We start from the raw sequence: 19,347 nt of genomic DNA on the forward strand, positions 1-19,347 counted from the left end.
TATTATTCTCCCCTTCTATCTCAAAAAATACTTATTATTTACTAATCTGCGCCTGTACGGCTGTCATTGCGACAACAGCTACAATATCCTCAGCCGAGCATCCTCTCGAAAGGTCGTTAACCGGCTTTGCGATTCCCTGAAGAACAGGTCCGTAAGCTTCCGCTCCTGCAAATCTTTGTACAAGTTTATAGCCGATATTGCCCGCGTCAATGTCAGGGAATATAAGGCAGTTTGCTTTTCCTGCAACCGGGCTTCCCGGAGCTTTCTGAGCGCCGACTTTTTCCACAATAGCGCTGTCAAGCTGAAGTTCCCCGTCAAGTTTAATTTCAGGAGCTTTTTCTTTTGCAATTTTTGTTGCTTCAACTACTTTATCAACATCCGGATGTTTTGCGCTTCCTTTTGAAGAATGGCTTAACATTGCAACCCTCGGTTCTCCTCCTACAAACGCTTCATAGCTCTTTGCGGAATCAACCGCTATACATGCAAGTTCAGCCGGGTTTGGATTCTGGTTCAAAGCGCAGTCGGCAAAAAGAAGTACGCCGTCGTCGCCGTATGTTGTATCTTTGCACACCATAATAAAGAATGAAGATACAAGCTCTGTTCCCGGTTTTGTTTTAAGTATCTGGAGCGCCGGCCTTAAAGTATCGGCAGTTGAATGAACGGCGCCCGACACCATGCCGTCTGCAACGCCCATTTTTACAAGCATAACGCCAAATGCCATAGGATCCATAAGCGTTTTAAGCGCCTGTTCAGGAGTTACGCCTTTGCTTTTTCTTATCTCGCAAAATTCCGAAACAAATTCGTCCATCCTGTCATAGTTTTCAGGATCTATAAATATCGCCTTTTCAATATCAAGGCCGCCTGCTTTTTCAATAATTTCATCTTTCTTTCCTATAAGCACGATGTTTGCAAGGCCTTCTTCCAAAACAGCCGCAGCCGCTTTTATATTCCTTTCTTCATAGGACTCCGGCAGAACGATTGTCTGAAGTTCTTTTTTAGCCTTTTCTTTCATTTGTTTTAAAAAATCCATTTTAAAACCTCCTAAAATTTTATTAATATTTGATGTACATAAACTGATATATACCTTAATGTATTAAAAATAAAACACTATTTCTAATTATATACAATCGACGTTTTTTGTACAATACTTTTACAAAATTTTTATGTTTATTTTTCCTTTTTGCTGATATAATTATTCTGAATAAATGCACACAGGAGGAAAAAATGAAAATTTCCGGAATAATATCCGAATACAACCCGTTTCACAACGGCCATAAATACCACATAGAAAAAACAAAAGAACTTGCCGGCACTGACGATATTGTTGTGGTTATGAGCGGAAATTTTGTACAGCGCGGAGAACCTTCCATAGCCGACAAATGGCTTCGCGCAAAATGGGCTCTTTTAAACGGAGCCGGCCTTGTTATAGAACTTCCGACCATATTTTCAACGGCGACAGCGGAAACATTTGCCTATGCGTCCGTTAGGCTTCTTAACGATACGGGTATCATTAAATATATATCGTTCGGAAGCGAAAGCGGCAACATTTCCGACATAAAAAAGGCGGCTTCCATACTTACTAATGAAACCGGCGCATTTTCTGAAAATATAAAAAAACATCTTTTGAAAGGTCTTTCTTTTGCTTCGGCAAGGCAGGCCGCTATGGAAGAAACATACGGAAACGATTTTTCATTCATGGCGTATCCCAACAATATACTTGCCGTAGAATATCTAAAAGCGATAAATAAGCTCAACTCCCCTATCCTGCCGCTAACCGTGAGCCGTTTGGGCGAAGGGTACAATTCTTTGAATATTGCCGAAAACGCTTCCGCAACTGCAATAAGGAAAGCCATTTCAGAAGGAAAATTCAAAACAATATCGTCGTCGATCCCAGAAAACGTATATGAAACCCTTTCCCAATGTATATCAAATGGATCCGCACCTATATACTTCAACAATTTTTTTCAAAGCCTTTTATATATTTTGAGAACGTCTGCTCCTGAAAAGCTTTCCAAAATTTCGGGCATAACGGAAGGCCTTGAAAACAGGATTATAAAAGCTTTTGAACTAAGCGGCAGTATAGAGGAAGCGTCTGCATTAATCAAATCAAAAAGATATGCCCAAACCTCCATACAAAGGGCGCTTCTCCACATACTGCTTAATATAAACGAAGACGACGTCAATTTTTATAAAAAAGGGGTTCATTCCCCGTATATACGGATACTGGGCTTTAGAAAAGACAAAGCTTACATCCTTAAACATATTACGGAAAATTCTAAAGTTCCCGTTATAATAAATATTAAAAAATCCGAAAAACATCTCGGCCCGGACGCCCTCAGGCTTCTAAACGCCGAGCGAATATTTACGGATATATACTCTATGGCCGCACCCAACAGCCGTATGAGAAATATCGGCCTTGAATACACAAAACCCATAGTAATTGTTTAACGGCGGTTAAGCATATACTGTTTTAAACAAACTATGGCGGTGTAATCCATTGGCTTTAAGAAAAACATTTTTATCAATAATCATATTAATATCATTTGCATTTTTTGCACTGTATCCGTCTGTTTTGATTTCATCCGTATCAAACAGTCTTATACTTTGGTATAAAGGCGTTTTTCCAACGCTGTTCCCGTTTGCCATGGGCATCTCAATGCTCGGCGAAACGGGATTTGCCGAATATTTAGGCAAAAAGCTCGATTTTTTGGTGCGCGTTATTTTCAAGGTAAATGGATGCGGCGCTTTTCCGCTTATCATGGGGCTCTTGGCCGGGTATCCCACTGGTGCTAAAATTACGGCTGATTTATACGCCAAAAAATTAATTACAAAGGAAGAGGCACAATGTATAATGTCGTTTTGCAATAACCCCGGACCTATATTTATAACGGCGACAGTAGGAGTTTCTTTAATGGGAAGCCGCCGCACAGGGTATATAATGCTGTTTTCAACTGTTTTGTCGAGCATAATAACAGGAATTATATTTTCGCATATATACCCCCATAAAATATCAAATACAGCTTTTATGAACAAGCCGCGCCAAAGTTCTGCAAAATCAATCGGAACCGTTATAAGCGACAGCATATATACCGCCGCCCATATTCTTATACTTATAGGCGGATACATAATACTTTTCGGCATTATAAATTCCATACTTAAAGAAACCGGATTTCTCACGCCGTTCGGCCGTAATATATCCCTTATAATATCCGGGCTTTTGGAAATGACAAACGGAATTAACGCCGTATGCCTTACAGACATGTATACATACGAAAAAGCAATTTTATCAACTTTTTTCCTAAGTTTCGGCGGACTTGCAATACAGCTTCAAATTGCCGGATTCACAGGAGAAATACCTATAAACAAAACGCTTTTTATATTGTCTCAAATTTTTAAAGCATTTACAGCCGCAATTATAATGGCAGTCGTAATATTTTTTTAGCCTATTCTCAGCTTCAGCTTACAAGAACACACAAGGTTTTAACTGGCGTCAGCGGCGTAATATCTGGGTTAAAGCCGCTTGCCGTAGGAGCTGCGGCGCCAGCGCGCCTTTATCTTGCTCTTACGACGCTGACATTCGTTAAAACTTTCCGAACTCACAAGAGGAAAATTTTTTGCGGTTCAAGGCGCATACGTTCCGGCTCCGCGGACCCTACGGCAAACGCATGCAGAACGGAAATGCGTAAAATTTTTTCTTGCATGGTGTGTATGCCCTGTAAACCGAAGCTAAACCATGTCTTAAAATTATATAATTTCTAATATAAATAAACATAAAAAGGCAAAATAAAAAGGCAGATAGATTAAATCCCTATCGCCTTTTTATCCTATTTTTTATTAATACCCCTTAATTCCTGTCTGTTTTCATATATAACTTCCATGCTTTGTCCGAAAAATTCGTCAAGCTTAATGCTTTCCTCCCTCATGCGTTCGCGCATTTCACGGAGCTTCTCGTTTGCGGCCGCAAGTATTTCATCGGCGTATTCCGTTGCCCCAATGCGCATTTCCTTCGCCTGTTTTTTTGCGTTTTCTACTATTTCCGTACTTTGGGCATAAGCCGCTTTTGTTATTTCATGCTCATCTATAAGACGGCGCATTTTATCTTCCGCCTCTTTCGCAATTCCCTCGGCTTCCTTCTGCGCCTCAATTATAATCTTATTTCTCTCCTGAACTATAATCTTACTCTGTTTAATATCATTAGGAAGGCAGTCCCTCAGCTCTGAAACAATATCGTATAATTCTTCTTTATCAACGGCAACCTTATTAGAAAAAGGCACACCCCTGCTGTTGTCAAGTATGTCTTCCAATTCTTCCAACAATCTCATCACGGCATCCATATGTATTCCCTCATTTCCTGTATTTTTCAAGAACAATTTTTTCAATTTCCGGCGGTACCATTCCTTTTATATTCCCGCCAAACATAGCGACTTCCTTAACTGTACTCGAACTTAAATAAAGGTAATTGACACTTGTAGAAATAAAAAACGTTTCAATATCGTTATGGAGACTTCTGTTTATAAGGGCCATCTGAAATTCATTTTCAAAATCAGTAACCGCCCTAAGCCCCCTGATAACAACTTTCGCGTCAATTTTTTCAGCAAAATCAACTAAAAGCCCTTTAAAAGAAGCAACTTCAACATTTTCAAGTTCCCCAGTAACAAGCTTTAAATGCTCAATACGTTCGTCAACCGTAAAAAGGGAATTTTTTTTATTCGGATTTTCCAAAATGCCTACAACAAGGCAGTCCACAAGTTTTGACGCCCTTGTGATAATATCTAAATGCCCATTTGTAACAGGGTCAAAACTCCCCGGATAAATAGCCTTTAACATCTTTTAATCCTCCAATGTCAAAAAAGACATAATAGTCGTTTTAAAGTTCTTTGTTCTGTATACCTTTAAACCGGCAACTTCAGGAATTTCATCTTTTGCAGAATGTTCCGCTATTATAATACCGTTTTCATTTAAAAGCGAAAGCGAAACAATCTCCTTAAATACCGCGCCGTATATCCCCGCTGCATAAGGCGGGTCCATAAAAATAATATCGAATTTTAAACTTTTTGAAGCCATATCCTTCAAAGCGGCAAAAACATCTGTTTTATAAACAACAGCCAAATCCTTAAGTTTCGTATGCCTTAAATTCGCCTCGATAACATCATACGGCTTGCTTGCGCTGTCTACAAAATATGCGGACTGCGCCCCCCGGCTTAACGCCTCAATCCCTATAGCTCCGGAGCCGCTGAATAAATCGAGGAAAACAGAACCGTAAATTTCCTGTGAAATTATATTAAAAAGGGTTTCTTTAATCCTGTCGGTTGTGGGCCTTGTTTCAAGCCCTTCGGGGGCGGCAAGCTTATGACCTTTCGCCCTGCCTGAAATAACTCGCATAAAGCCCTCCAAAAATCAATAAAAATATATGTACATGTGCCTTTAATTATAGCAAAACGGCATATAAAAAACAATATAAACTTTTTACCTGTGTTAATACCGTAAGAAAATAGTAAATATTTATATGCCGATTTCCCTATCCATGAATATTTTAGAAGTTTCATTTTTAAGAAAAATATTCTCTTCCGTCTCAAGTTCCCTGTCTTTCCTTATAATCTCCAATGCGGCATTCTGGGCTTCCTTGAGTATATTCATGTCTTTGTAAAGATTCGCTATTTTAAGCATCGGTATTCCATGCTGTTTCGTCCCGAAAAACTCACCCGGCCCTCTCAGCTTCAGATCCTTTTCGGAAATTTCAAAACCATCGTTTGTTCTCTGCATAGTGCTCATGCGCTCAATTGTAACTTTATTTTTGCTGTCGGTAACAAGTATGCAGTAACTCTGCTCGCTTCCCCTGCCTACCCTTCCCCTAAGCTGGTGCAGCTGGGAAAGGCCGAACATTTCCGCATTTTCTATTACCATTATTGTTGAATTGGGAACATTGACGCCAACCTCAATTACAGTAGTGCTCACAAGTATATCTATCTCGCCGGCAACAAATTTCTCCATCACTTCCTGTTTCTCTTCATTTTTCATTTTGCCATGCAGCGCCGATACATTATAGCCTGCAAAAGGGCCTTCTGAAAGTTTTTCAGCCGTGTCAAGAACATTTTCCGTTTCCCTTTTTTCGCTTTCTTCAATAGACGGGCATACTATATATGCCTGCCTTCCTTTATCTATTTGTTTTTTTATAAAATTATATATCCTTTCATGATAAGATGAATTAACCGCCCTCGTATCTATTTTCTGTCTTCCGGGAGGCAGTTCGTCAATAACCGAAATATCCAAATCGCCGTAAAGTATCAAGGCAAGCGTGCGGGGAATCGGAGTTGCAGTCATAACAAGCACATGCGGGCTGTCGCCCTTTTGTGAAAGGCTTATACGTTGATTAACGCCGAAACGGTGCTGTTCATCGGTTATAACAACAGCCAATTTTTTAAACTCTATTTTCTGCTGTATAACCGCATGCGTGCCTATAACCATTTGCGCCGTCCCGTTCCTTATAAATTCGGCAGTCTCCGCCTTCTCTCTTTTCTTCATGGAACCGCTGAGGAAAACAACGTTAATTCCGAGTTTTTCAAAAACTTCCTTAAATCCTTCGTAGTGCTGCTTGGCCAAAACTTCTGTAGGCGCCATAAGCGCGGCTTGGTATCCTTCCTTTACGGCAATATAAGAAGCAATCATAGCAACGGCCGTTTTTCCGCTTCCTACGTCGCCCTGCACAAGCCTGTTCATCACTTTGCCGTTTTCAAAGTCCTTTTTTATTTCGCCTATAACTCTTTGCTGAGCCTTCGTTAGCTTAAATCCAAGCTGTGACAATATTTCTTTTTCCGCTTTGTCATTTTTAATTATAAATCCTTTTTTCCCTTCCGTAACATTCGTTTTCATTTTAAGCAGGGCAGTCTGCAAAACAAAAAGTTCTTCAAATACAAGGCGGCGCCTTGCAATGAAAAAGCTTTCGTCATTTTCAGGGAAATGTATATTAAAAACGGCAAAATTTCTGTCGCACAGCTTATTTTCCATCCTAACATGCTTTGGAATTATATCGACAAGCTGGTTTTTCGTTTTTTCAAGAGTATCGTATATAAGCCCCCTCAATACTTTCTGGCTTATTCCCCTTGAAACCGTATATACAGGCGTAATTCTCCCGCCTTCAAGCATATGTTCTTTTTCTGCCGACTCATATTCAGGCGAAACTATTTCCCGCCTGCCGTACTTCACCTGATATTTCCCGGTAAATATAAATCTCCTGCCTTTTTTGAACGTGTTTTTTAAATAAGGCTGATTGTACCAAACGGCTGTTATTTCTCCAAAGCCGTCAAATATTTTTGCCTTTGTCACCGCCATATTTTTAAACCGTACGCTTTGCGCGTCTTCCGCAACTTCCCCGATAAACGTATTGATTTCGTCCTTTATTAATTCCGGTATGCTTTTTATACTGCTTCTGTCATCGTAATCCCTCGGGAAATATTCTATTAAATCCTTTACAGTATATATGCCCATATTATTAAGGTATCTGAGCCTTTGTTTGCCTATATTATGAATTTCCTCAACGGAATCATCTAAGTACATACATTTCTCCTCAATCCTATAAACAAAAATATACAAATATTTTTACACCTTGCCGTAAAAATCCCCGGTTCCCATTTGAAAAACCGAAATAGGAAACCGGGGTTAAACTAATAAATTTCAGTTCACAGCTAAAAGCCCGCCAATAAATACCACTCTGTAAAATGCCTTCTTAAAACTGCTTGACCGTTTACCCATGGAACCTTAGCGTATGCCAAAAGCCAATGAAATATTGCAGACCGCATGCCTTAGAAAAAGCCTTATATAATATTTTCAGGCAGATTGTTATTCAACTGAAATTATATAATAATAAAGCGGCTGGCCTCCGTTATGAATTTCAACTTCACATTCCGGGAAATTTTCTTCAATCTCATCAGCCAATTTCCTTGCATCGCTTTCGGTTACATCGCTTCCGTAATATATGCTTATTACTTCGCTGTCATCGTCGACAGCTTTTCTTACAACTTCGGCGGCTCCTTGGGGTATGTCCTTTGACACAACTTCTATATTCCCGCCTATCATTCCTAATATATCGCCTTCTTTTATCTCAACGCCGTCAATTTCCGTGTCCCTTACCGCATAGGTAACGGAACATGTTTTAACAAGAGAAATGCTTTCCTCCATAGCGGCAAGGCAGTCCTCGGCTTTCACGGCGGAATCATAGTTAATCATTGCCGCAATGCCCTCGGGCACTGTTTTAGAGTGTACGACCATTATATTTTTATCTTTTGTAAGCTTTGCAGCCTGCTCCGCCGCAAGTATAATATTTTTGTTATTAGGAAGTATAAATATATTTTCGGCGTTCACTTTTCCGATTGCGGTTAAAATGTCTTCCGTACTCGGGTTCATGGTTTGGCCGCCTTCTATCACTTCATCAACTCCGAGATTTTTAAATATCTCAGAAATTCCGCCGCCCATAGAAATGGAAATAAATCCCGTTTCTTTGGATTCAGCAACGGCCGGTCCCTCGGGAATTCGGCTGTTTTCAATTTTATTTGCAAAATCGATCTTATTAGTGTGCTGGATACGCATATTGTCAATTTTCAGCCCGTTAAGAGGCCCTATTTCAAGAGCTTTTTCAATTGCTTTTCCGGGATGATCCGTATGAACATGGACTTTAACCAAATCGTCGTCGGCAACAACCACAAGCGAATCTCCTATGGAAGTTAAATATGATTTCAAGCTGTTTACAATATCATCATGCACATTCTTTTTCAATATAAAAAACTCTGTGCAATATCCAAACGTTATATCGTTGTTTTCAACTGAAACAAGCGCTGAAAAATCGGGAGGCTTTGTTCCTTCCGCGTCTTTTAAAATAATTTCGCCCGTTTTATTTATACTTTTAAACGCCCCGATAAGTATAAGCAAGAGCCCCTTGCCGCCTGCGTCAACCACACCAGCTGATTTAAGCGCCGGAAGCATGTCCGTTGTTTTGTTAAGCATTTCGTTTCCGTCTTTAATAATATTTTCAATAAACATTTCAATGTCGTCAGTTTCAACAGCGTTTTTTTCACCGCTGTCGGAAAGAGCTCTCGCCACAGTTAAGATAGTTCCTTCTTTGGGCTTCATAACGGCTTTATAAGCTGTCGCAACGCCTTTTTTAAGCGCGCTTGAAAGTTCCATAACGCCCGCTTCCTCAAGCCCTTCGAGCCCTTTTGAAAATCCTCTGAAAAGCTGGCTTAAAATAACTCCGGAATTTCCTCTTGCCCCCCTCAGCGATCCATTTGCAGCCGCCTTGCTTACCTCCGAGATACTAAGCGAATTTATTTTTTCACATTCCTTAGCCGCCGCCAGCGCCGTAAGCGACATATTAGTTCCCGTATCGCCGTCCGGAACAGGAAAAACATTTAATGAATCTACAAGCTGCTTATTATCGTTAAGCTCATTAGCGCCCGCTATAATCATTTTTTTAAGCAAAAGGCCGTTTATGCTGTTTAAATCCACTGTAGTTCCTCCTTAGTTATCAACTCTGACGCCTTCGACGAAAATATTTATTTTTTCAACCTCAAGCTCAAGCGTCTGTTCAATTTTATATTTAACGGTGCTTATTATATTATCGGCTATAGCGGAAATATTAGTTCCATACTCAACAATAATATGGAAATCAATAGAAATTTTGTTTTCATCTACAATAACTTTGATGCCTTTTGTAAGGCTTTCAACTTTAAGAAGCTGAAAAAAGCCGTCTTTTACGTTTTTTGCAGCCATGCCGACAATGCCGTAACATTCCATTGCGGTTATACCGGCTATCCTTGCAATAACTTCGTTATCTATAGTTATAACACCTAAATCGTTTTCAATTTTAGCTGACATATGCATTTCCTCCTATAAGCTTAGTATGCCTGAATTATATCATAAATCTTATAAAACTCCTAGCGAAACTTTATGCAGATATTTCCGTCGGAAATAAACCGCTTCTTTTCATAAAATATTATACCATTATATTAATGTATTCAAAAGGCATTTTAAAAAATTATCATAAAAAAGTTCCTTTTTTATATTATTTTGCTTGCATTATAGGATTATTTCTGATAGAATACTTTTGTTGTGTCATGGATAGATGTTTAAGGAGGTGCAAAGTAATGGCAAAATGTGAAATTTGTGAAAAAAATCAGCAGACAGGACATAGAATCAGCATTAACCGTAGCCAGGTCAGCAGGCGTGCTAATAAAACTTGGAAACCTAATGTTAAAAAAATCAAAATCAACGATAACGGTACTGTTAGATCAATTTACATTTGCACAAGATGTATGCGTTCAGGTAAAGTTACTCGCGCCATCTAAATAAAACAAACTCTCAACATTTTTTGTTGAGAGTTTTTTATTTTCCCGTTGCGATCAGCACCATTTTCCGAATATCAGAAGCCCTCCTGCAATTACCATTACCGTCGCCGCCGCAAACCCCCACCACGGCAGGAAAATAACCATAAGCATACCTATTCCCATAGATGAAAGTATCACGCCCAACAGCTTTTTTTGCATGCTCCATACCCCTTTTTTATTTCACGGATTATATTATTATACTATTCATACCGTCCCATTTAGATACTAAAAAAGTATGCTTTATCAAATATAAAACCCCGCCATATTCATGCGGGGTGGATGTGGCAGTTAACGTCTGCCCGATTAAACTGCAACCAATTTCAGGCGAACTGCTTACAACAAATATTTAATTGCAAATCCAAAAGCTTCGTACCGCTTACAAAAATGTCATGAATACTTCTTTACATTCCAAAACATCCTAAGCCATGAATAAACGTATTGAAATTATAAAGAAAATTTCTTTATACTTTTTAAACCTCAAATTTACAATAATCAATAATGCCGCCGGTTATAAAACCAACCCTAATCGCGGCACTTCATTACAAGCAGGCATCCTTCTTTAACAGTTATTTTCGCATAATCGTCAAGCATAACGTTGCTTACGGCGATAAGCCTGCCGTCCTTTGAAAGGGCGCCGTTATAAAGAGGATATTCAAGACCGTATGTCGTTATGCCTCCTACTTCCATTGAAAGCGGTATCATAGAAATAATTTCACCCTTTTCTCCGAATATTTCTATTTCTCTGTCCACAACAAAAATTTCATTTTTTTCGTTCGCCATAACGGCCTTTATTCCTTTTTTATGTATATAATAAAGCAGGTTACAGTTTGCAAGCGTATGATCCATACGGTTTCCTATACCGCCGATTATAATAATTTCGTCCGCTCCGTGATCAATAGCGGCTTCTATACCGAGAAGCGTATCGTTTTCATCTTTATGCGTCGGAAATGTTTTAACAGGCACGCCCTTTTTTTTGAAAAATTCAAATGTTTCCATATCCGTACTGTCAAAATCTCCGACTATACAGTCAGGAGTAACCCCCAGTTTCAATGCATGGCGCATTCCGCTGTCGCAGCATACGATATATGCATTATTTGTATACTTGCCGCAGAAGCCGTAATCCTTTATATCCGCGCCTGCAAAAACAACTGCCTTCATACATTCTCATACTCCTTAAATATTTCCAAAAACTGTCTTGACGCCTTTGCAGGATCAGGACTGCTGAAAACAGCGCTTCCTGCAACCACTATATTAGCCCCTGTGTCTAAAACTTCCCTGAGATTGTTTAAACCGACGCCTCCGTCGATTTGTATATCGAAATTATACCCATTCTCTTTTTTAATATTGTTTAAAACAGGAATCTTGGCAAGCGCTTGTGGTATAAGCTTTTGCCCGCTGAACCCCGGATAAACAGTCATAACCAAAACCATTTCAACACAGTCGAGCACATTTTCAATGGCGCTCAGCGGAGTATCGGGCTTAATTGTAACGCCGGCTTTGCATCCAAGCGCATGTATCTTGTCAATAATTTCTTTAAGATTACCGACAGTTTCGGCATGTACGTTAAGTATGTCCGCTCCGGCTTTGGCAAAATCCTCAATATATTTTTCGGGATTTTCAATCATTAAATGCACGTCAAAAACCATATCTGTAACTGGACGTATACATTTAACGACGGGGGCGCCGAATGTAATATTCGGCACAAAATGCCCGTCCATTATATCAAGATGAAGATACTCCGCACCGGCTTCTTCAATTTTTCTGATTTCTTCAGTTAAATCAGAAAAATCCGCCGATAAAAGTGAAGGCGCTAATATAAACATTTTATTTCTTCCTTTCATTACTCAGTTCATCATAAATATTTACATACCTGTTATAACGCATTTCGTTTATCCGGCCGCCTACATGGGCTTTCACTGCGCACTCCGGTTCGTGAATATGGCTGCATCCGCTGAAACGGCAGTTCCCGATATAAGGCCTGAATTCCCTGAAATAATATTGCAGTTCATCTTTTTCAATATCATCAAGGAAAAGCGACGTAAACCCCGGAGAATCTACAATAAAACTGCCGTCGAATATTTCCATTAATTCGGCATGCCGCGTCGTATGTTTTCCACGCTCTATTTTAGCGCTTATTTCTCCGGTGTTAAGGCCAAGCATAGGGTTAACCGCATTTAAAAGGCTGCTTTTTCCAACGCCCGAAGGTCCTGCGAAAACAGATATTTTACCATTGAGCTCCTCTCTGAGAAGATCAATATTTGTACCTTCTTCAGCGGACAAAGGAATTACTTTAAATCCGCTTTTTGTATATATCTCGGCAATATCCTTATATTTTTCGCTTTTATCAATATCTATCTTATTTATGCAAATAATTACATCAAGCTTTTGCCGCTCTGCAAGTATTATAAACCTGTCCAGAAGGTCGGGATTAAGGGCAGGGCTTTTGGCCGCAAAAACGATTGCCGCCTGATCTACATTCGAAACCCTAGGCCTTATAAGTTCATTCCGCCTTGCAAATATTACGTCAAGGCTCCCTTTCCTTCCGTTTTCATCTATAACCGAAATTTCAACAAAGTCGCCTACAGTCGGCGTAACCTTTTCCAAGCGGAACTTACCCCGCGCGCGGCACTCATAAACTCCGCATCCCGTATTAACATAGTAAAAACCGCCTATGCCCTTAACTATCGTACCTTTTAACATTAATTCCCCCCTGCCGAGAAATCAACTATCTGGCTCCATTGGTAAACATTATCAATATAAAGCTGCACTTCCTCCTGTCCGCTGCCATTTAATGTGACACTGAACGGGAAATCGTTAATTGTTTTGGATTCATTATAAACTACTTCTACGGAACTTCCGTTTGTTATTTTAAGCATCTTAACGGATATATTCTGCTGGTCGTTATATGACGACGGCGCTTCGATACTGAATGTTTTTGACCCTGTCGCCTGCGATGTGTTCTGACTGCTGTCAGCGCCCTGCTCTGAATTATCAGAGCCATTATTTTCCCCTGTTGTGTCTTCCGGCGTTTCTTCCGGTTCTTCTTCTGGTTCTTCCGGCTTTTCGCCAATAACTACAAGATCAATTTTTGTATCCCTTTCAACCTCGGTCCCTTTATCGACAGACTGTGACAATACTTTGCCCTTCACGCCGTCAGTTTCCGTATCCTCAGTAACATTGCCGATAACAACGCCCTCTTGCTGAGCAAGCTTTTTAGCGTCTTCAAGCTGCATACCTATAAAATTAGGAACAGTAGCATTGTCAGTTTCAGGCCCCTTGCTTACAGTAAGAGTTATAGCGGTTGCAGAAGTAATCTGTACCTGACCTTCCGGTTCCTGCTCCATAACTACGCCTGCCGGTATTGAATCATCAAACTCATATTTAACTTCCGGCTCCTTGCCGCCCTGCTTTTTGATTTTATCGACAGCAGTTTCAAGTTCGTCGTAAATGACGTCGGGCATGGCAAATGATTTAGAGCCTAAGCTTACTACAACATCTATAACGTCGCCTTTGCTTACGCTTGTTCCAGCCGCAATAGACTGGCTTATAATACTGCCTTCGTCAATTTCATCATCATATTCTTCACCTGTTTTGTTTAGCGTAATGCCCATACTTGAGGCTGTTTTTTCGGCCTCCTCAAAAGGTATGTTCTCAAAATTTGGAAGTTCCGAAGTTTTAACTGACGCTCCGTTTCCGAATACGCTCCCGCCGTTTAAAACCTTAGCTCCAACAAACGAAATTATTGCGATTATCACCAGAGCGGTAATAATTGCCGCTATTGTGACTTTCCTTTCCCTCGCCCTGTAATATTCATCATCCATGTCGTCATCTATATCGCTGCCGGCCTTTGGCCTTTGCCGCTGCTGCGCTTTTTGCTGTTTAGGAGGGTACGCCTTTTTCGGCGCTTCATTTCTAGGAGTCTGCCTTTTAGGCATATCGTATTCATATTCGTCGTCGTCGCCTTTTGATATTTTAAGTTTATTGAATTTTTTATTATACATATCAAAATCTACCGCCTTTTCGGGTAAATTATATTCTTTGTCTGGATTGTTTTTCCCTTTTGCAAGCTCAACCTTTATTTCCGGCTCGTCTGCGGCTTCAACGCCGTTTTCGGCTGCTTTTGTAATTCCTACCGTAGCTGCCGCCGCCGACGCTTCATCAAGAGTAAGCTTTTCCGGTTCGGTGTTGTTTTCTATCTTTTCCGGTTCGTCAGCAAGCTCGTTTTTAGCTTCGCTTACAGCTTTTTTTCTGTAATTTGAACTTTCTTCAGCAAGAGCTTTCTTTAAATCCTGAAGCAGAAGCCCTATATTTGCATATCTGTTGTCTTTTTTCTTTTGCGTTGCTTTTCTTACAATCCCTTGGATCGTATCGCTTACATCAGGATTATATTCTTTCATATCCGGAAGCTCATTATTAAGATGCTGCAAAGCTATGGCAACGGAAGTATCGCCGTCATAAGGGACTTTTCCTGTAAGCATTTCAAACATGGTTATGCCTAGGGAATAAATATCGCTTTTTTCGTCTACATATCCGCCCCTGGCCTGTTCCGGCGAAAAATAATATACGGAGCCAAGCGCATTTGTAGTTGTAGTAACAGTTGATATAGCCGCGGCCCGTGCAATTCCGAAGTCCGTAATCTTGATATTTCCGTCAACGCTCACCAATATATTATGCGGCTTAATATCCCTGTGGACGACGCCTTTTTTATGCGCATGGACAAGAGCCGACGCCATCTGCACAGCTATAGAAAGCGTTGTAACATTATCAAGCGGGGCGCTGTTCAATATAACCTGTTTAAGCGTATCCCCATGCACATACTCCATAACTATGTACTGTATATTTCCATCTTCTCCGACGTCGTATACATTAACTATATTGGGATGAGAAAGCTTTGCCGCCGCACGGGCTTCTATCTTGAACCTGCTTTTAAAATCCTCATCGCCTGTATATTCCTCTTTAAGAACCTTTATGGTAACACTTCTGTCAAGCTTTAAATCTGTCCCGCGGTAAACAACAGCCATACCGCCCGTGCCGATTTTTTCCAAAATCTCATAGCGCCCGCTTAACACGGTGCCTATAGATAACATCATGTTTCCACCTCAAATCCAATTAATACAACAGAAATGTTGTCTTTTCCGCCGTTTTTATTAGCCTCTGAAATGAGGCGTTTTAAGCTTTCGTTGATATTTGTATTTTCACTCAAAATTTCAGCAATAGTTTCGTCTTTAACCATTGTTGTAAGTCCATCGGAGCAAATGAGCACATAATCTCCCTCTTTAAGTTCTTCGATAAACAAATCTGCCTCTATATCGCCGTTTGTGCCAATCGCCTTTGTAATAATATTCCTTTTTGGGTGGTCTTTGGCTTCTTCTTCAGTCATTCTGCCGTGTCTTACCATTTCCATAACATACGAATGGTCGCTTGTAACCTGCTTAAATCCGTTTTTCCCAAATATATATGCGCGGCTGTCGCCGATATGCACCACTATAAGCCTGCTGCCCTCTATAACGCCGCATGTAAAAGTAGTGCCCATGCCTTCAAGATTTTCCCTGCTTTTAGATCTTTCATATATTTTCTTATTGCTGTAAGATAACGCCCCTACAAGGCAATCGGCCAAATCGCCGTCTTGCCCGTCATTATAGTTTTCATTTATATATTCCAGGAAATATCCGATAGCCTCCCGGCTTGCAACTTCTCCTGCATTATGTCCTCCCATTCCGTCGGCAACAATATATAAATTTTTTATTTTGTCGTTACTGCCTGCAATATAAAACGAATCTTCATTATTCTGCCGTATAAGCCCTCTAACGCTTTCTCCAACAGCCTCCATAAAGGCAGTCACCTCCTGCTTGCCCTGTAACCCTTTCTAAGCTGGCCACACGCGGCATTAATATCGCTTCCTAATTTACGTCGGATAGTCGTTTCTATACCCTTTGAATTTAATATTTCAGCAAAATTAAGTATTGTCTGTTCGCTGCTTTTATAAAAGTTTCTCTCTTCAACGTCGTTTACAGGTATAAGGTTAACATGGCACAGCATATTCCTAAGCCTTCGAGCCAACTGCCCGGCACATTCAGAACTGTCGTTAACCCCCTTAATCATCGCATATTCAAAAGTAATCCTTCTTTTTGTTTTGTCGGAATACTCCTTGCACGCAAGCATAAGGCTGTCAAAATCGTATTTTCTTGAAACGGGCATAATTTCATTCCTAATTTCATCGTTCGGAGCATGCAGTGAAACTGCCAAAGTTATTTGGAGATTCTCTTCCATAAGCATCTGCATTTTGTCAATTATGCCGCATGTTGAAAGCGTTATATGCCTTTGCCCTATGCCAAGCCCTTTTTCATCATTAATAAGCCTTATAAATTTAATTACATTTTCATAGTTGTCAAGAGGCTCTCCGCTTCCCATAAGCACAATACTCGACACTCTTTCCCCTATATCGTTTTGTATTTCATAAACCTCGCTCAACATTTCCCCGGCCGAAAGGTTTCTTTCTACGCCGTCTATTGTGGATGCGCAAAACGAGCATCCCATACGGCATCCCACCTGTGTCGAAACGCACACGGCATTGCCGTAAGAATATTTCATCAGCACGGCTTCAATAAGTCTGTCATCCTCAAGGGAAAAAAGATACTTCGCCGTTCCGTCTTTTTGCGACACCCTTTTTTCAACAATTTCAATATTTGAAATTTTATAGTTTTCATTCAGTTTTTCTCTAAGTTTTTTAGAAAGATTTGTCATTTCATCGAATGACTTCACATTTTTATTATGAAGCCAGTCGAAAATTTGTTTCGACCTGAACTGAGGCTCTCCCATTTCCTTAACTGCAAAAATAAGTTCCTCTTCCGACATGGATCTCAGATCCGGTTTTCTCATATTGTTACCCCTTCCTTCTCATACATGATATAAAAAAGCCGTCCGTCCCATGGATATTAGGAAAAAGGCTAACAAATCCATTCACTGCCGTACTGCCGCATACGTCTTTCGGCAGGGTTCCCGTTAAATCAACAGGTTCAAAACCATAGCTTTCCAAAAACCACATCATGTTTCCTATATTTTCTTTTTTACAGATTGTGCATGTGCTGTAAACCAAGATCCCGCCCGGTTTAACATACCTCCCGGCCGAGCTTAGTATTTCCCTTTGAAGTTTTACAAGGCCGTCAATATCATTTCCCGTGCGGTTAAACCTTATGTCCGCCTTTTTACGCATAAGGCCGAATCCGGAGCACGGCGCGTCTACAAGCACTCTGTCAAACTTATTTTTATCTTCTTCATAAAAAACGGACGCGTCTTTTAATTCTGTTTTTATTATGTTTATTCCCATACGTTTTGCAGAGTCCTCAATCAATTCAAGTTTATGTTCATAAATATCTCTTGATGTTATACTCCCCTTGTTGTCCATAAGTTCAGCCATAAAAAGGCTTTTTCCTCCCGGAGCCGCACAAATGTCAAGTATATTTTCCCCTGCCTTAGGGTCAAGCGCTAAAACGGCCAACGCCGAACTTTCGTCCTGTATATGGAAAAGGCCATCTTTAAAACCTTTAAGCGCCGATATATCCCCTGTTCTTGAAATATGCACGGCATCCGTTAAATATGTGCCTTTTTTAGTATTTACGCCGTTTGATTCAAGCATTTGTTCCAACCGCCTGCCGTCCGTTTTAAGCCTGTTGGCAATAACCGTAATATCGGCAGGTTTTCCGTTGGCTTCGCACAGCTCCTTCACAAAATCATACCCAAACTGGCTAATCCACATTCTTACAAGCCATTTTGGATGAGAATATTTAATTTCCAAATATTCTGCCGGTTCTTCTTTCTCATCCGGAAAAGATATATGTTCCGGTATATTCCGCAAAACTGCGTTTGTAAATCCCGCCAGTTTTCCAAGCCCCTTATCCTTAACGAGTTTAACGGCCTCGTCGACAGCGGCTCTTTTCGGAACGTCCATAAATTTGATTTGATAAACGGCGCTCCTCAAAACGGCCAGTATCCAAGGTTTCATTTTTTCAGTCTTAACAGACGATACGGCGTTTATAACATAATCCATAAAAAAAATATTTCTAAGAGTACCGTTAACAACTTCGGTAACAAACGCCTTATCCGTATCGGACATTGCGCCGTTTTGCCTTAAAGCTTTTTTCAAAGCCATGTTGTTATACATTCCGTCTTTTGTTATATTTACAAGTATTTCCGCCGCAACAAAGCGAGGATTGATAACTATCATAAATTTATCCTTTCGGTAAAATGCTTATTAAATTCCTAATGATATATTTTACCCTATTTATACAACAACCGCAAACCTTTTTGGACAATATTAAAACTTTTTTTACAAATTTAATTTTTACTTTAAAATTGCCAATCAATAACCATGCTTTTTAAATTTTCGCCAAGTTTTTTCAAATACCGTTCGTCGCACGAAAAAACATCGGCTCCCCTGTCGTCATACAGAAAAAATACATTTTCCGTACTGCTTTCAATTATATATACGGCGCTGCTGAAACAAGCCCTGCCGCCGCTTATATCGGAAAGTATAATCTTTTTAAAAATCTTTTCTGCATCTATACTGTCCGTTCTCCATATATGCCTACGCGCTTTATATTTTTCTCCGTCGTCTTCCCACAAAAAGCTGTTTGAATAGTAACTTTTTATTTTTATGCATTTTTCCAAAAATAATATTTCTTCGGCACATCCGCCGCCATATATGTCCTCATATAAAATTACAAGTTCTTCGGAAAAACCACATTCATTCCAGATGTCAAGAGACGCTTCAACACACTTATTCACATATTCTTTTCTTAACATCGGCTCTTGTCCTTTATTAAAATTAAAATCATAATATGGGCTTTCTCTGCATAATTCAAACGAAACAGTTTTTTTCATTTTACTGCAATAAGAATTAAATAAGCATTTTGTATTAAAATCCATTTTTCCTCCTAAAAAGCACAGGAGCAAACGCGCCCCTGTGCTTCAA

19 protein-coding genes are annotated in these 19,347 nt (G+C 40.0%); 3 read left to right on the top strand and 16 right to left on the bottom strand.

Annotation, left to right across the window (positions count from 1 at the left end):
- Positions 1-34: 34 nt before the first annotated feature.
- Positions 35-1,030, bottom strand: a complete 996-nt coding sequence (gene pta, locus NE664_06865) for a phosphate acetyltransferase (protein ID MCQ4726384.1) — start codon at positions 1,028-1,030, stop codon at positions 35-37.
- Between the two features lie 194 nt (positions 1,031-1,224).
- Here pta and NE664_06870 point away from each other — a divergent pair, with 194 nt between their 5' ends.
- Both NE664_06870 and NE664_06875 read left to right on the top strand, forming a co-directional pair.
- A complete protein-coding gene (locus NE664_06870) occupies positions 1,225-2,448 on the top strand; it encodes a nucleotidyltransferase (GenBank protein ID MCQ4726385.1) in 1,224 nt (407 codons plus the stop codon).
- Positions 2,449-2,497: 49 nt separating this feature from the next.
- Positions 2,498-3,442, top strand: coding sequence for a hypothetical protein (locus NE664_06875; protein ID MCQ4726386.1), 945 nt, complete (start codon positions 2,498-2,500; stop codon positions 3,440-3,442).
- Between the two features lie 382 nt (positions 3,443-3,824).
- Here NE664_06875 and NE664_06880 read toward each other — a convergent pair whose 3' ends face one another.
- The 6 genes from NE664_06880 to NE664_06905 form a co-directional block, all read right to left on the bottom strand.
- The gene (locus NE664_06880) at positions 3,825-4,334 is read right to left on the bottom strand and encodes an ATPase (protein MCQ4726387.1); all 510 of its coding nucleotides are present in this window, start codon (positions 4,332-4,334) and stop codon (positions 3,825-3,827) included.
- 10 nt (positions 4,335-4,344) lie between these two features.
- Entirely contained in the window at positions 4,345-4,827 is a 483-nt protein-coding gene (gene coaD / locus NE664_06885) for a pantetheine-phosphate adenylyltransferase (GenBank protein MCQ4726388.1), read from the bottom strand.
- 3 nt (positions 4,828-4,830) lie between these two features.
- Complete coding sequence (rsmD, locus tag NE664_06890) at positions 4,831-5,382, bottom strand: 16S rRNA (guanine(966)-N(2))-methyltransferase RsmD (GenBank protein ID MCQ4726389.1); 552 nt, start codon at positions 5,380-5,382, stop codon at positions 4,831-4,833.
- Between the two features lie 120 nt (positions 5,383-5,502).
- Positions 5,503-7,554 (bottom strand): ATP-dependent DNA helicase RecG, encoded by a 2,052-nt coding sequence (gene recG, locus NE664_06895; protein ID MCQ4726390.1) that lies wholly within the window; start codon positions 7,552-7,554, stop codon positions 5,503-5,505.
- Between the two features lie 282 nt (positions 7,555-7,836).
- A complete protein-coding gene (locus NE664_06900) occupies positions 7,837-9,498 on the bottom strand; it encodes a DAK2 domain-containing protein (GenBank protein MCQ4726391.1) in 1,662 nt (553 codons plus the stop codon).
- Between the two features lie 12 nt (positions 9,499-9,510).
- Positions 9,511-9,867 (bottom strand): Asp23/Gls24 family envelope stress response protein, encoded by a 357-nt coding sequence (locus tag NE664_06905; protein ID MCQ4726392.1) that lies wholly within the window; start codon positions 9,865-9,867, stop codon positions 9,511-9,513.
- Between the two features lie 269 nt (positions 9,868-10,136).
- Here NE664_06905 and NE664_06910 point away from each other — a divergent pair, with 269 nt between their 5' ends.
- Positions 10,137-10,337 (top strand): 50S ribosomal protein L28, encoded by a 201-nt coding sequence (locus NE664_06910; GenBank protein MCQ4726393.1) that lies wholly within the window; start codon positions 10,137-10,139, stop codon positions 10,335-10,337.
- Positions 10,338-10,391: 54 nt separating this feature from the next.
- On the opposite strand, the gene NE664_06915 is transcribed toward NE664_06910, so the two are convergent.
- The 9 genes from NE664_06915 to NE664_06955 all read right to left on the bottom strand — a co-directional run bounded on the left by NE664_06915 (position 10,392) and on the right by NE664_06955 (position 19,301).
- The gene (locus NE664_06915; GenBank protein MCQ4726394.1) at positions 10,392-10,535 is read right to left on the bottom strand and encodes a hypothetical protein; all 144 of its coding nucleotides are present in this window, start codon (positions 10,533-10,535) and stop codon (positions 10,392-10,394) included.
- Between the two features lie 363 nt (positions 10,536-10,898).
- Complete coding sequence (locus tag NE664_06920) at positions 10,899-11,534, bottom strand: thiamine diphosphokinase (GenBank protein MCQ4726395.1); 636 nt, start codon at positions 11,532-11,534, stop codon at positions 10,899-10,901.
- Positions 11,531-12,199 carry a ribulose-phosphate 3-epimerase gene (rpe, locus tag NE664_06925; GenBank protein MCQ4726396.1) on the bottom strand — a complete coding sequence of 223 codons (669 nt, stop codon included), beginning with the start codon at positions 12,197-12,199 and terminating at the stop codon, positions 11,531-11,533. Before rpe ends, NE664_06920 begins: the two co-directional genes overlap by 4 nt.
- Position 12,200: 1 nt before the next feature.
- Entirely contained in the window at positions 12,201-13,076 is an 876-nt protein-coding gene (gene rsgA, locus NE664_06930; GenBank protein ID MCQ4726397.1) for a ribosome small subunit-dependent GTPase A, read from the bottom strand.
- Complete coding sequence (locus NE664_06935; protein MCQ4726398.1) at positions 13,076-15,466, bottom strand: protein kinase; 2,391 nt, start codon at positions 15,464-15,466, stop codon at positions 13,076-13,078. The genes rsgA and NE664_06935 overlap by 1 nt, the downstream gene beginning before the upstream one ends.
- Entirely contained in the window at positions 15,463-16,206 is a 744-nt protein-coding gene (locus NE664_06940; GenBank protein ID MCQ4726399.1) for a Stp1/IreP family PP2C-type Ser/Thr phosphatase, read from the bottom strand. Before NE664_06940 ends, NE664_06935 begins: the two co-directional genes overlap by 4 nt.
- A gap of 8 nt (positions 16,207-16,214) precedes the next feature.
- Entirely contained in the window at positions 16,215-17,255 is a 1,041-nt protein-coding gene (gene rlmN, locus NE664_06945; GenBank protein ID MCQ4726400.1) for a 23S rRNA (adenine(2503)-C(2))-methyltransferase RlmN, read from the bottom strand.
- Between the two features lie 4 nt (positions 17,256-17,259).
- Positions 17,260-18,600: a 16S rRNA (cytosine(967)-C(5))-methyltransferase RsmB gene (gene rsmB / locus NE664_06950; GenBank protein MCQ4726401.1), complete on the bottom strand. Its 1,341-nt coding sequence runs from the start codon at positions 18,598-18,600 to the stop codon at positions 17,260-17,262.
- A 122-nt stretch (positions 18,601-18,722) separates the two neighbouring features.
- Entirely contained in the window at positions 18,723-19,301 is a 579-nt protein-coding gene (locus NE664_06955; GenBank protein ID MCQ4726402.1) for a hypothetical protein, read from the bottom strand.
- Between the last annotated feature and the right edge of the window lie 46 nt (positions 19,302-19,347).

The sequence above is a fragment of the Anaerotignum faecicola genome (genome assembly GCA_024460105.1).
Classification (GTDB): Bacteria; Bacillota; Clostridia; order Lachnospirales; family Anaerotignaceae; genus JANFXS01.